At 62.5% G+C, this 14,100-nt stretch carries 10 protein-coding genes; 2 read left to right on the top strand and 8 right to left on the bottom strand.

All coding sequences use genetic code 11. The features are described 5' to 3' along the window. Positions 1–26: 26 nt before the first annotated feature. The 4 genes from LDN82_RS11675 to coaE form a co-directional block, all read right to left on the bottom strand. Positions 27–1,343, bottom strand: coding sequence for an MFS transporter (locus tag LDN82_RS11675; RefSeq protein ID WP_224164349.1), 1,317 nt, complete (start codon positions 1,341–1,343; stop codon positions 27–29). A gap of 29 nt (positions 1,344–1,372) precedes the next feature. Then, positions 1,373–2,401, bottom strand: coding sequence for a TerC family protein (locus tag LDN82_RS11670; protein WP_224090214.1), 1,029 nt, complete (start codon positions 2,399–2,401; stop codon positions 1,373–1,375). A 166-nt stretch (positions 2,402–2,567) separates the two neighbouring features. Then, a complete protein-coding gene (gene uvrB, locus LDN82_RS11665) occupies positions 2,568–4,664 on the bottom strand; it encodes an excinuclease ABC subunit UvrB (protein ID WP_224090213.1) in 2,097 nt (698 codons plus the stop codon). 42 nt (positions 4,665–4,706) lie between these two features. Beyond that, positions 4,707–5,936, bottom strand: a complete 1,230-nt coding sequence (gene coaE / locus LDN82_RS11660) for a dephospho-CoA kinase (protein ID WP_224164348.1) — start codon at positions 5,934–5,936, stop codon at positions 4,707–4,709. Between the two features lie 22 nt (positions 5,937–5,958). Here coaE and LDN82_RS11655 point away from each other — a divergent pair, with 22 nt between their 5' ends. Both LDN82_RS11655 and LDN82_RS11650 read left to right on the top strand, forming a co-directional pair. Next, the gene (locus LDN82_RS11655; RefSeq protein ID WP_224164347.1) at positions 5,959–6,645 is read left to right on the top strand and encodes a YigZ family protein; all 687 of its coding nucleotides are present in this window, start codon (positions 5,959–5,961) and stop codon (positions 6,643–6,645) included. Next, entirely contained in the window at positions 6,635–7,141 is a 507-nt protein-coding gene (locus LDN82_RS11650) for a GNAT family N-acetyltransferase (RefSeq protein ID WP_224164346.1), read from the top strand. Before LDN82_RS11655 ends, LDN82_RS11650 begins: the two co-directional genes overlap by 11 nt. Before the next feature lie 112 nt (positions 7,142–7,253). Here LDN82_RS11650 and rpsA read toward each other — a convergent pair whose 3' ends face one another. From rpsA to polA, 4 genes are all read right to left on the bottom strand, one after another. Next, complete coding sequence (gene rpsA / locus LDN82_RS11645) at positions 7,254–8,729, bottom strand: 30S ribosomal protein S1 (protein WP_216925808.1); 1,476 nt, start codon at positions 8,727–8,729, stop codon at positions 7,254–7,256. A gap of 204 nt (positions 8,730–8,933) precedes the next feature. Further along, positions 8,934–9,968 (bottom strand): polysaccharide deacetylase family protein, encoded by a 1,035-nt coding sequence (locus tag LDN82_RS11640; RefSeq protein ID WP_224164345.1) that lies wholly within the window; start codon positions 9,966–9,968, stop codon positions 8,934–8,936. Between the two features lie 48 nt (positions 9,969–10,016). Further along, on the bottom strand, positions 10,017–11,357 hold the full coding sequence (locus LDN82_RS11635; protein ID WP_224164344.1) for a GNAT family N-acetyltransferase: 1,341 nt from the start codon (positions 11,355–11,357) through the stop codon (positions 10,017–10,019). Between the two features lie 81 nt (positions 11,358–11,438). Beyond that, complete coding sequence (gene polA / locus LDN82_RS11630; RefSeq protein ID WP_263422305.1) at positions 11,439–14,081, bottom strand: DNA polymerase I; 2,643 nt, start codon at positions 14,079–14,081, stop codon at positions 11,439–11,441. Between the last annotated feature and the right edge of the window lie 19 nt (positions 14,082–14,100).

Raw genomic sequence — 14,100 nt, 5'->3', positions numbered from 1 at the left:
GGATTGTTCCCGCGCAGGGATTCTTCCTATGCGGGGAGTGAACGGCGCACCCGGGCAGCGGTGGCGGCCGTTAAGGCCAGCATGACGGCGGCCAGCACGCCAGCGGCTATGTTCAGTCCTTCGTAGCCGAGCCAGGCGAGGAGGAGTCCGGACGTCGCGCCGCCCGTTGCACCCGCCGCGCCCATGAGCGTATCGGAAACGCCCTGCACGGTTACCCTCTGTTCTTCGCCGACGCTCTCCGCAAGCAGGGTGGATCCGGCAATGGTCGCGGCGGACCAGCCAAGGCCAAGGATGATCAGCCCGGTGGTGACCAACACCGGCTCTTGTTGGCCGATTCCTGCGATCAGCACTGCGACCAGCAGAAGCCCGTGGCCCATGGCGATGGTTTGGATGCGGCCGGCTTTGTCCGTCAGCCAACCCCAAAGTGGCGATAGGGCGAACATGCCGGCGATATGCAGCGAAATGGTCAGCCCAATAACTACCAAGGCATCCGTGCTGTCAGTTGTTCCGCCGTGATGGCCGGCATGTGAACCGCCAACCAGCTGCTGCAGGTGCAAGGGTGTCATGGACATGATCGCCACCATGACGCCGTGTGCTGCGACCACGGCCGCAAGCCCAAGGATGGCCCGGGGCGAGGAACGAACAGCCTGCAGGCCGGAACGGATGGTGCCCCTGACAGGCTGGGACCCGGCGCCCGCGGATTCCGAGGCCAAGCGCCGTGCCAGCAGCAGCGGGTCGGGCCGCAAACCGGCAAACAGCAGCACCGCCGCCAGGAACAGCCCTGCGGCCGAGAAGACAAACGGTCCGGCAATCGGCGGCAGGCCCAATGCGGCCCCCACTGCGGCGCCGGGCTGGATGAGGTTCGGCCCCGCGACAGCCCCAATCGTGATGGCCCAAACAACAGTGGACAGTGACCTGCCGCGGTGCTCAGCGTGGGCGAGGTCGACGGCGGCGAACCTCGCCTGAAGGTTGGCGGCTGTACCAAGACCGAGGAAACCGGCAGCGAGCAGGAGCAGCGGGAAGGATCCGACCACCACGGATGCCATCACCAGGAGCGCCCCGATCATGGCAGCGACCAAACCGGAGACGAGGCCAACCCGGCGTCCGCGTGCTTCCGCGAGACGTGCCAGCGGTAGGGCAGTCAGGGCTGCAGCGAGGGTCAGCACAGTAGTGATGGATCCAGCCCACGCCTCGGATCCGGACAGGTCCACGGCCAGGAGCGATCCAATGGATAACGTGGCCCCGTTACCGATTCCGCTCAGGAGCTGCGCCGAGCTGAGCAGGAAAACAGTACGGCGCTGAACCCGTTGGGGGTCCAGCGCCGTAGTAGAAGTGGTAGTCACTTCACGAGACTACAACCTTCACAGCCCGGTTACTCTGCTTCGCTCAAGCTCTTCTTCGCGTCTTCTTCCAACCGCGCGTCCAGCTTGGACTGGCGGGCGGCCGGGCTGAGCAAGCTGGCCACGACGGCTACGACGATCGTGCCGATAATGACCGCCAACGAAACGAAGGTGGGAATCTCCGGAGCCCACTCGATGTGGTGGCCGTTGTTGATGAAGGGAAGCTCGTTGACGTGCATTGCGTGCAGGACGAGCTTGACGCCAATGAAGGCAAGAATGACTGACAGGGCGTGCTTCAAGTAGATCAAGCGGCTCATCAGTCCGCCCAGCAGGAAGTACAGCTGGCGCAGGCCCATGAGCGCGAAGATGTTGGCCGTGAAGACGATGAAGGCACTCTGGGTCAGGCCGAAGATCGCGGGAATGGAGTCCACCGCGAACAGGAGGTCGGTCATGCCGATGGTCACGAAGACGATCAGCATCGGGGTGAAGACCTTCTTGCCGTCCACCGTGGTCCGCAGCTTGCCGCCGTCGAACTTTTCAGACATCGGCAGGACCTTGCGCAGCCGGGCAACCAGGGGGTTTTCGGCACCTTCTTCTTCGTCTTCACCGGAATCCGTGGCCTGCTTCCAGGCAGTCCACAGCAGGAACGCGCCGAAGATGTAGAAGATCCAGCTGAATTGCTCGATGACTACCGCGCCCAAGGCGATGAAAATACCGCGAAGGACCAGTGCGATGATGATGCCCACCATCAGCACTTCCTGCTGGTATTTCCGCGGCACCGAGAAGCGGGCCATGATGATGATGAAGACGAACAGGTTGTCGATGCTCAGGCTGTATTCGGTAACCCAGCCAGCGACGAACTGGCTGCCGTATTCGGGGCCAGTGAAGTAGAACATGGCACCGGCAAAGACCAGGGCCAAGGCAACGTAGAAGGCGACCCAGAGGCCGGCTTCCTTCATTGTTGGTTCGTGGGGACGCTTGACGACCAGGAGGAGGTCGATCAGCAGGATAATTCCGAGGGCGACAAACGAGCCGACCTCAAACCAGATTGGAAGCTCCATTAATGCGGGCCTTTCGCAGGGTACGGGAAAGCGGTGTAAGTCTCTCCGGCCTGCCAGTGCGGTGAATGCACGTTCAGCGGCCCACTAAGTCCGGCGAGGCATCTGTGCCTTGCGTGCTGACGGACGTAGCGCTTGGGATACTCCCCTACGTGACCATAACCTTACCTTAGGCGTGCCCTGCAGACTGCATTTGACGCAATTCCCGCTTCAACTCCCCCACTTCGTCACGGATTCGGGCCGCCACCTCGAATTGCAGTTCGGCAGCGGCGCCATGCATCTGTTCCGTGAGTTGTTCGATGAGGCCAACCAGGTCTTCCGCTGGAGCTGCGGCCAGCCCGTCCTTCCGGACGGTGGCTGCACCTTTGGCGCCGGACGTACGTTTGGCTCCCTTGGCCAGCCTGTTGTTGTTCAGGAGCTCCTGGGTATCGGCATCTTCGCGTGCCAACTGGTCCGTGATGTCAGCGATCTTCTTGCGAAGCGGCTGGGGGTCAACCCCATTGTCGGTGTTGTACTTGACCTGAATGGCGCGGCGCCGGTTGGTTTCCTCGATGGCGTGGGCCATGGAGTCCGTGATCCTGTCCGCGTACATGTGGACCTGGCCGGACACATTTCGAGCGGCACGGCCAATCGTCTGGATCAGGGAGGTGGAGGAACGCAGGAAGCCTTCCTTGTCCGCATCCAGGATGCTTACGAGTGAGACTTCAGGCAGGTCCAGGCCTTCACGCAGGAGGTTGATGCCGACCAGGACGTCAAAGACCCCCATCCGCAGCTCGCGCAGCAGTTCCACCCGGCGAAGAGTATCGACGTCGGAGTGGAGGTACTGGACCTTGACTCCATGGCCCAGAAGGTAGTCCGTGAGGTCTTCGGCCATCCGCTTGGTCAACGTGGTGACCAGGACACGTTCATCGCGTTCAGTACGTTGGCGGATTTCACCCAGGAGGTCATCGATTTGTCCCTTGGTGGGCTTCACGATCACTTCGGGGTCGATCAGGCCGGTGGGCCGGATGATCTGCTGGACATAGCCGTCGGCCTTCCCGAGCTCGTACTTTCCGGGCGTGGCCGACAAGTACACGGTCTGCCCGATGCGTTCAAGGAACTCGTCCCACTTCAATGGCCGGTTGTCCATGGCGGAGGGCAGCCGGAAGCCGTGGTCTACCAGCGTGCGCTTGCGGGACATGTCCCCTTCATACATAGCGCCAATTTGCGGGACGGTGACGTGGGATTCGTCGATGACCAGGAGGAAGTCGTCAGGGAAGTAGTCCAACAGGCAGTGCGGTGCCGTACCGCCGGCGCGGCCGTCAATGTGCCGGGAGTAATTCTCGATGCCGTTGCAGAAACCCATCTGCTGCATCATTTCGAGATCGTAGGTGGTCCGCATCCTGAGGCGCTGGGCTTCCACCAGCTTGTTCTGGCTTTCCAGCACCTTCAGGCGTTCGGCGAGTTCGTCTTCGATGGCTGTGATCGCCCGGCCCATTCGTTCCGGTCCTGCCACGTAGTGGGAAGCCGGGAAGACGTACATCTCGGTTTCCTCGCGGATGACCTCGCCGGTGACTGGATGCAGTGTGTAGATGTTCTCGATTTCATCGCCGAAGAATTCGATTCTGAGTGCGAGTTCCTCGTACATGGGAATGATCTCTACGGTGTCTCCGCGGACGCGAAAGGTGCCGCGGTGGAAGTCCATGTCGTTTCGCGTGTACTGCATGGAAACGAACTTGCGAAGGAGGTGGTCGCGGTTCATTTCAGCGCCCTTGGTGAGCGTCACCATGCCCGCAATGTATTCTTCGGGCGTTCCCAGGCCGTAAATGCAGGAGACTGTGGCCACCACGATGACATCGCGCCGGGTCAGCAGTGCATTGGTGGCCGAGTGCCGAAGGCGCTCAACTTCCTCATTGACCGAGGAGTCCTTTTCGATGAACGTATCCGTCTGGGGTACGTAGGCTTCCGGTTGGTAGTAGTCGTAGTACGAAACAAAATACTCCACCGCATTGTTGGGCAGGAGTTCCCTGAACTCGTTGGCGAGTTGCGCTGCCAGGGTCTTGTTTTGAACCATGACCAACGTGGGGCGCTGCACCTGCTCAATGAGCCACGCAGTGGTGGCGCTCTTCCCCGTACCCGTTGCGCCAAGAAGTACGACGTCCTTCTCGCCGTTCTTGATGCGTTCCGTCAGTTCCGCAATTGCCGCCGGCTGGTCTCCGGCGGGTTTGTAGTCGCTGACGACTTCGAAGGGCGCGACGACACGGTTGATCTCCTGGGCAAGACTCATGACACCAATCTACCCCCGCACCCCGACAGTTATTGTCCTGCTTTATGTCCCGCTGCAACCGGATGAATACGACGGCGGTTGCCAGCCGGTGCGGCTGGCCCACTCATCCATCAGCGGCCAGGCCACCTCCGTGAACCAGGGTTCTTTGGCATCGGCGTATCCAGCGGTGCCGGCGTCAGTGGCATGCTGTGCAGCCACTTCGCGTTTGTGCGCCTCGTACACGGCAAGAGCAGAAGGTTCCGCCCTCAACCAGTCGCGGAACAGCAGCGCGTATCTCCAACCCGGCGTGCCGGCAACGCGCACATGAAGGTTGGTTGGGCGTCCCGGATCAGCATTGGCATGGAAGCGCTTTTGCCATTGGGCCGGATCAGGGTGTGACGGCTTCGGGGTGTCCGCGGCCACGCCAGGAACACGTGGGTATCCAGCAGCGGCCAGACGAGCTGCGATCCGATCCGCTGCGTCAAGGTCCGCAACGGTCACTTGAAGGTCGATAACATCCTTGGCGGCCAGTCCGGGCACGGACGTAGACCCAATGTGGTCCACGGCGAGGATGTCATCCGGTGCTGCCGCCTGGATGCGCGAGGAGAGCCGGGCCGCTTGGCGGCCCCAGTCGGTTCTCGGGGCGGACAGGACCGGACCATTTGTCCGCCGGGCACGAACACCACGCCTGCAATTCTCAGCGAAGGGCACCAACCGCCCGAACCACAGGTCATCGACTTTGGCGAGCAGTTCCTCACGGCTACCGGAATTTTCCAGGACGATGTCCGCCGCAGCGATTCTTGCCTCCTGGCTGGCTTGGGCCGCCATTCGGGAACGCGCGTCCTCATGGGTCATTCCGCGAAGGCCGACCATCCGTTGAATCCGCACATCATCCGGGGCGTCCACCACGATTACCAGATGGAAAGCGCTCCCCTGCCCTGTCTCTACCAACAAGGGAATGTCCTGGACCAGAATGTCTTCATCCGTAGCTTCGGCGACGATTGCCGCTGCGGACTCCCGGACCAACGGATGGATGATGCCATTGAGCACTTCCCGCCGAGCGGGATCCTGGAAAACTATGGCGCCAAGGGCGGGCCGGTCCAGCCTCCCCTGAGGGTCCAGGATCTCCGGCCCAAAAGCCTCTACTACACGGGCCAGGCCCGGAGTTCCCGGCTCCACCACTTGCCTGGCAATGACGTCAGCATCAATGAGCACAGCCCCCAGCTCTTGCAGCCTGGCCGCCACCAGCGATTTTCCCGAGGCGATGCCGCCCGTCAGCCCGATCTTCAACACCCCTCCACACTAGACTGAAGCGGTGGAATTTGAGGATGACAGCCGCGCGACGGCCTACACAACGCTGGCCGAGGGTCCTGATTTCCGTCACGAGCTGGAGATCCGCCGCTCCCGCTTCATCACCGTCCTCCGCCGCTCTCCTGACGAAGATACGGCACGCTCACTTGTGGCAGCGCTGCGACGCGAGTTCCATGACGCACGGCACCACTGTTCGGCTTTCGTTGTAGGTCCGGACAGGATGGTTCAACGATCCAGTGACGACGGCGAACCTTCCGGCACGGCTGGTATCCCCATGCTGGAGGCACTGCTCAAGCGTGAGACAGCACCCGGGGTGACTGATCTGAGCGACGTAAGCGCCGTCGTCGTGCGCTATTTTGGTGGGATTCTCCTGGGCGCCGGCGGGCTGGTCCGCGCCTATTCGGAGTCGGTCTCGGCTGCCCTTGATGCCGCCCCGCTGGTGCAGCGCCGCAGGCTGCGGCTACACGCCGTCAGCGTTCCGCATGCCGCCGCCGGGCGACTGGAAAATGACCTCCGCTCGGCCGGGTACGTAATGGCGGAGACCGGCTACGGAGCCAACGAGACGGTCCTGCGATTGGCGCTCCCCGATGAGCCGGCAGCAATGGCCGACGCCGGTGCACGGCTCGCGGCGCTAACCGCCGGGTCTGCGGTGCTCCAGCCGGAGGGAACGGAATGGATCGATGTGCCCTGACTCACCTGTGGCACCCCGCGTGGCACTGGCCGACGTAGATGAGGAGATGCTCAAGGAATTGCTTGCGTTGGCGCTCGTACAAGCCAGCGCTGATGAGGTCACTCCCCCGCTGGGCTCGACGCCGTCCTGGAACCCTGAGCGGATCGCCTGGTTTCACGCCTATCACCGGGCCGCTGCAGCCGGACTTGAAGGGCCTGCGCGTGAGAAGACCTGGGCTGTGGTGGCAGACGGAACGGTGGTTGGCTCCATCAGGCTGAAACGAACGGCGCCCGGTTCCGCAGAAACCGGCATCTGGTTGGGCCGGAGTTTCCGGGGCCGGGGTGTGGGGCTGCTGGCCCTCCACCTGGTGGCAGACGAAGCGCGTGCTCGGGGCTTCGCCGTCCTCCAAGCCTCTACTACGCCAGCAAACATGGCTGCACAAGCCCTGCTGTCTTCCCTCGGTGCCGAACTCATAGTCGAGGCCGCTTCAGTGGAAGCGCGGCTGGTCCTCCGATAGGCAGCGCTCTTTTCACTAGTGCCCCTCGCACCTGACTTAAGCAGAAGGACCCCTGCCTTGCGGCAGGGGTCCTTCTTTAGCTATTCAGCGCATCCCGTGAGGGGTGGCGGAATTAGTTGCCGGTCAGCTTCTCACGCAGTGCCGCGAGAGCTTCGTCGGACGCCAGGGTACCGGCGTTGGACTCGGCAGCAGCCGGCTCCGAGGAGTAGCTGGTGGTGCCGGAATCGCTCTCACCGGACGTTGCAGCGGCAGCGTCGTCAGCAGCGTGCTGTGCAACCTGCTTCTTGTGGGCTTCCCAACGGGTCTGGGCGTCAGCGTACTGCTGCTCCCAAGCGGCGCGCTGGGTCTCGTAGCCTTCGAGCCATTCGTTCGACTCGGGGTCGAAGCCCTCGGGGTACTTGTAGTTGCCCTCTTCGTCGTACTCAGCGGCCATACCGTACAGAGCGGGATCGAACTCGGTGCTGTCAGCGTCAACGCCCTCGTTGGCCTGCTTGAGGGAGAGGGAGATGCGACGACGCTCGAGGTCGATGTCGATGACCTTGACGAACAGTTCGTCGCCAACGGAGACAACCTGCTCGGCGAGCTCCACGTGGCGGACAGCCAGCTCGGAGATGTGAACGAGGCCTTCGATGCCGTCTTCGACGCGAACGAACGCACCGAACGGAACCAGCTTGGTGACCTTACCCGGAACAACCTGGCCGAGGGCGTGGGTGCGGGCGAAGGTCTGCCACGGATCTTCCTGCGTAGCCTTGAGCGACAGGGAGACACGCTCGCGGTCCAGATCCACTTCGAGGACCTCGACGGTGACTTCCTGGCCAACCTCGACAACCTCGGACGGGTGGTCGATGTGCTTCCAGGAGAGCTCGGAAACGTGAACGAGGCCGTCTACGCCGCCAAGGTCCACGAATGCACCGAAGTTGACGATGGAGGAAACGACGCCGGGACGAACCTGGCCCTTTTCCAGCTTGTTGAGGAACGTGGAGCGGACCTCGGACTGGGTCTGCTCGAGCCATGCACGGCGGGACAGCACAACGTTGTTGCGGTTCTTGTCCAGCTCGATGATCTTGGCTTCGATCTGCTGACCGATGTACGGAGCGAGGTCGCGGACACGACGCATCTCGACGAGGGATGCGGGCAGGAAGCCGCGCAGGCCGATGTCCAGGATGAGGCCACCCTTGACAACCTCGATGACGGTACCGGTAACGACGCCGTCTTCTTCCTTGACCTTCTCGATGTCGCCCCAGGCGCGCTCGTACTGAGCACGCTTCTTGGAGAGGATCAGACGGCCTTCTTTGTCTTCCTTGGTGAGAACCAAAGCTTCGACCTGATCGCCAACGGCAACAACTTCGCCGGGGTCAACGTCGTGCTTGATGGAAAGCTCGCGGGAAGGGATGACACCTTCGGTCTTGTAACCGATGTCGAGCAGGACTTCGTCGCGGTCGACCTTGACGACGGTACCTTCGACGAGGTCGCCGTCGTTGAAGTACTTGATGGTGGCGTCGACAGCTGCGAGGAAGTCCTCAGCGGTACCGATGTCGTTAATGGCGACTACGGGGGTACCGGGCTTCTCGGTGGAGGTGATGGTCATGTAGTAGGGGCTCCGTTGTGGATAGTGTGTCGGTCAGGCAAACCGCTGCCGCCCGGGTCCGGACGGCAGAACACGGCAAAATACCGGGTCATCCTGATTTGTGGATTAATACAAAATGGACGCATGCACGTAGTACACGCCCGTTTATTCTAGTCGTATCTGCAAAGCAGGGTCAAAAGGACCCCGGCAGGACTACGAAGGCCTTCACACAGGCAGGACATCTCCGAGCCGCGCAAACGTAACCCCGCGGTCCAGCAAGCGAGGCAAAGCCTTCGCATAACCCTCGGCAGTTCCCGAGGTCGGCCTGTTGAAATGCGAAATCACGATGTCCCCCGCAGCAACCTTGGCCACTTCCCCGGCGACGGTTGCCGGCGTGAAAGTGGCTCCGCCGTCGCCGTTCACCGTGAAGTTGACCGGGAGCATCCCCAACCTGCGGGTCATGCTCGCAGCGACTTCGTCGTAGAACGCCGTTCCCGGCCTGAAGAAGCGAGGCGAAACACCGGTCAACTCAAGCATCAGGGCTTGGTTGCCCATTAATTCCTCGTACACTGCGGCCGGGTTTGCCGTTCCGGCAATGCCGTAGGCGGACCTGCCGTTAACTGACAAGGGCAGGTGCAGTGTCCCGTGGTTCGCGAGCTCGAAGAGAGGCTCGGCGGCCAGTTCCGCGGCAAGTGACCTGTTGGCGGCAATCCAACGGCTGTTGATGAAAAGCGTGGCCGGGACGTTGAGGCTGCGGAGCGACTTCAGCAATTTGTGGTCACAGCCGGTTCCGCCGGGGCCACCGCAGGCGTCGAAGGTCAGGGCCACATGCTGCGAGGCAGAATTGTTCACCACACCCGTAACGTGAAGGCCCCACTCCTGGGGCCGCAGGGGACCAAATTCCGCCAGGATCTGCGGCTTGCCTGGGATTGTGGCTGGCGATGCAGGAACGCTCGACGGCGGAGCTACAGTGCTGTCGCCTCCCTCACCGCTGCCTCCTTCACCGCCGCCGGGTTTGGCGGCGATGGCCGCGGTGGCCTGCTCGCTTGAGAGTGCAGCGATCGAAGGCGGTGGCGTCGCAGGGCCGGCACCCGGTGCGCTTGGCCGGGCGACAGGCGACGCCGGCCCTGCTCCCGCGCCGTCCGGGAATGCCGGCCTCCCGTTGTCCGCGCAAGCCGCCAGGGCAGCAGATGCCAGTCCCGCCATTCCAAGCAGCACTGATCGCCGGCCGGCCAGCGGCCGCCGCTTGGAATCCCCCATGGATGTCCTTGTCTATTGGGTGTGTGAGCTCTTTGTAGAAGTGTATTTCTAGAAATGGGTGAGGCAGTGTGCTGGCCGTTCCACAGCAAAAAGCTGTTGGGCTGCGAATGCGGCACCGGGCTTGCCTTCACGCATCCGCCCTGCAGCAGTGAGCGTCACCGGGGACACAGCACCAAGATAGATCGACGCGAGATCGGCGACATCCATCCAGAGATCCGGTTCCTGGCCGGATGCCTCGGTGACGGTCGCGGCAGCACCGCCGTCGGACTCCAACGCCCACGTGCCACCAGCCATGCCAAGGGTATCCGAGACTTCCATGACAAGCTTTCCGGCAACCGGGTACCGGCGGGCGGACAGCGCTGCCGGAACGTCCAGGATCCGTAACCACAACATGTCCCGCACGTCCGAGGAATCCAAGCATCTGGGATCTTCCAGGGCCCACGTCAACGGATCATCCACGGGGGCCTCGGCCCACGTCACCTGGTCAATGAGATCGATGCTCCCAAGGAAGCGCCAGAGATCGAGGTAGGCCGCATTGGTACCAGCAACGAGGTCCACGATTTCCATGGTGTACGGCTTGGCGTCCCAGCCCTTGAAGCGATAGGAAACGTAGCCGTCCGGTGTCCCGGAGGAGTCGTAGTGCAGGGCGCTTCTGACCCCGGTGTCCGGCTTCCCGTCATGGCCGATCGCTCCGGAAGCCAGCAAGCGATAGTACTCTTGACGGTCTACTGAGCCAGGAGTTACCCGCTGGACGTGCTCGAAGACCTGTGGCGCAACGTCCAGCAGAACTGCCGGATCAGCCACCTCAACCGTTCCCGTCGCCAGCCCCTTGAGGCGAAAACGAGGGCCGGTATCGACCTTGATGCTGCGCTCAAAAGTAGCCACGCCAAAACCGAAGCGGCCGTAGATGGACCCCTCCGAGGCCGTCAGCGCTGCCATGGCGAGGCCATCGTCCTTTGCGCCGGCAAGGTCAGCGGTGATCATGCCCCGGAGCAGCCCTTTGCGCCGGTGCGTTCCACGTACGGTCACCGCGGTCACCAGGTTTGATTCCAGTTGCCGGCCAAACCCGATGTTCAGGGATTTGCGCATGGTGCCGTACGTGGCCACCGGAACCTCCGCGCCCAGAGCGTGCTGGGGAACGTCTCCGTTGATGTAGACCCCGGTCAATTCGCGGCGGTCCGTGCGGTAAGCGCGCAGGGTCTTGGCGATGTAGTCGTCGTCGCGCCTGTGCTGGTGGAAGCCGTGCGAGACTGCCTGGACCCACGCGGCACAGCGGGAGTAGCCGGGGTCCTCGCGATCAGCTACGGCAGGGAATTGTTGAACCCTGTATTTCCCGGCATATTTTTCGGCGGAATTCGTTTCGGAATATCTTTCATTGGGATCAGCCACGCCCCGAGCCTAGCCAGACGCCGGAGGGCGCGCCACCATCCAGGCGGCGCGCCCTCCGGCGATCCTTGGAACGTCTGGCGGCTAGTGGCCGGCCTCATACCAGCTGGAGCCCACGCCGAGCTGGACGTCCAACGGGACTGACAGCTCAGCAGCAGCCCCCATTTGCTCCACCACGAGTTTCTCGACGGCCTCGCGCTCTCCCGGTGCGACCTCAAGGACGAGTTCATCATGGACCTGGAGGAGCATCCGCGATTTCAAGCCCTGGCCCGCAAGTTCGGCCGAAACACCCAACATTGCCCGCTTGATGATATCGGCGGCGGACCCCTGGATGGGCGAATTAAGGGCAATTCGCTCGGCCGCTTCCCGGCCCTGGCGATTAGTGCTGGTGAGGTCCGGGAGGTAACGGCGACGACCCTCAATGGTGGCCGTGTAACCATCCACCCTCGCCTGGTCCACAACGCCCCTGAGATAGTCACGCACGCCGCCGAAGCGATCGAAGTAATCCTTCATCAGCGTCCGGGCCTCGTCCACGGAAATTTCCAGCTGCTTTGAGAGGCCGAACGAGGTCAGCCCGTAAGCCAAGCCATAGGACATGGCCTTCACTTTGGATCGCATCGCGCTGGTGACCTCGGCAGGAGCGACGTTGAAGATCCGCGAGCCCACGAAGCGGTGCAGGTCCTCCCCGTCCCTGTATGCCTGGATCAGTGCTTCGTCACCGGAGAGGTGGGCCATGATGCGCATTTCGATCTGTGAGTAGTCAGCGGACAGGAGGCATTCATACCCTTCGCTGACCACGAAGATCCCGCGGACACGGCGACCTTCTTCGCTGCGGACCGGGATATTTTGCAGGTTGGGGTTGTTCGAGGAGATCCTGCCCGTGGCAGCAATGTTCTGCGCGTAGGTGGTGTGGATGCGCCCATCGTCCGCCACGGACTTCTTAAGGGTTTCCACCATCTGGGCGAGCTTGGATGATTCCCGGTGCGCCATGAGCTGCACCAGGAACTCGTGGCCGGTCTTCTCCAGCAGAGCCTTCAACGATGCCGCATCCGTGGTGTAGCCGGACTTGATTTTCTTGGTCTTCGGGAGGCCGAGTTCCTCGAAAAGGACGGTCTGCAGCTGCTTGGGCGAACCCAGGTTCACCTCATGCCCGATCGCGGCGAAGGCCTGCTCCTGGGCGTTCTCGATCACCTTGGTGAGGTCCGCAAGCTGCTCGTTCATGCGGTCCATGGAGACGTAGATACCAGTCAGTTCCATCTGTGCCAGGACGCGGGACACAGGGAGCTCCAGCGTGGTCAGCAGGGCGTCGGCCTTGCGGTCGGCGAGTTCCTTCTCGAAGTGCTTGCTGAGGGCATGCACGACGGCGGCCTGCTGGACGAGCGCTGCGGCTGCGGCTTGGTCGCTGCCCCCCATGAGGTCCAGCTCCAACTGCCCGGCCGACGCGGTTACAACGCCCAGGGAGATCTTGAGGTGGACCTGGGCGAGTTCAGGGAGGTCGTAGCTGCGGCGGTCAGGCTGGATCAGGTATCCGGAAACCGAGGTGTCATCAACCACGCCTTCCAGTCCCAGGCCACGGTTGTGCAGGGCCTTGAGGGCGGCCTTGAACTCGTGCACCACCTTGGCTTCTTCAGGATCCCGGAGCCAGTTGGCCAGCACCGGCTCGGCTGCTGAATCCAACTCCGTGAGGTCGATATAGGCAGCGCCATTGTTCCGGACCACTGCCAACGCGTTGGCATCCTCGCCTATGCGGCCTTGGACGGGCTGGATGGCAATCGCGGAACGTGTGCCGGAGCCGGCGCTGAAGAAGGCCTCCAACTCAGCGGCGTCCTTGAGCGTGGCAAACTCAGGGGCTTCGATGGTGTCCGGGGCGGCACCGGTGGTGTCGTCACCGTACAGATCGAACAACCGGGCGCGCAGGGTGCGGAATTCCAGTTCCTCGAACAGTTCCTCGATGGCCTGCCGGTCGGGGCGCGGCTCGTGGAGGTCCTCCAGCCCGACGGGCAGTTCGAGGTCCGTCAGCAGCTGGTTCAGCCTGCGGTTACGTTTGACGTTCTCCAGGTTCTCCTTGAGTGCCCCGCCCACCTTGCCGCCGATGGCGTCCAGGTTCTCCAGGATGCCCTCCAGGCCACCGTAGAGGTTGATCCATTTGGCGGCGGTCTTTGGCCCCACGCCCGGTACGCCCGGAAGGTTGTCCGCGGATTCGCCCACCAGTGCGGCGAGGTCCGAATACAGGGCAGGCTTGACGAAGTACTTCTCCTCAATGGCCGCGGCATCCAGCTTGGGGATGTTGCTCACGCCCTGTTTGGGGTAGAGCACAAACACGTTGTCATTGATGAGCTGGAAGGAGTCCCTGTCCCCCGAGACCAGGAGGACCTCAAAGCCGGCGGCATCCGCCTGGGCAGCTAGGGTGGCCAGGATGTCATCAGCCTCGTAGCCGGGCAGTGCGATGGTCTTGATACCCCAGGCCTCCATGACCCTGGCGATGAGGGCGATCTGGCCTTGGAACTCCGCAGGCGTCGCGTTGCGGCCACCCTTGTACTCGCTGTACTCGGCCTTGCGGAAGGTGGTGTCGTCAGAGACGTCGAACGCCACGGCGACGTGCGTTGGCTTCTGGTCCTTGATCAGGTTGATGAGCATGGAGGTGAATCCATGCACGGCGTTGGTGTGCTGGCCTCTGGCGGTAGAGAAGTTTTCAGCAGGAAGGGCGTAGAAGGCCCGGAATGCCATGGAATGGCCATCCAGGACC

The sequence above is a fragment of the Arthrobacter sp. StoSoilA2 genome, from assembly GCF_019977195.1.
GTDB lineage: Bacteria > Actinomycetota > Actinomycetes > Actinomycetales > Micrococcaceae > Arthrobacter.
Note: the sequence above shows the minus strand (reverse complement) of the source record. Positions and strands in the feature narration are given on the sequence as shown.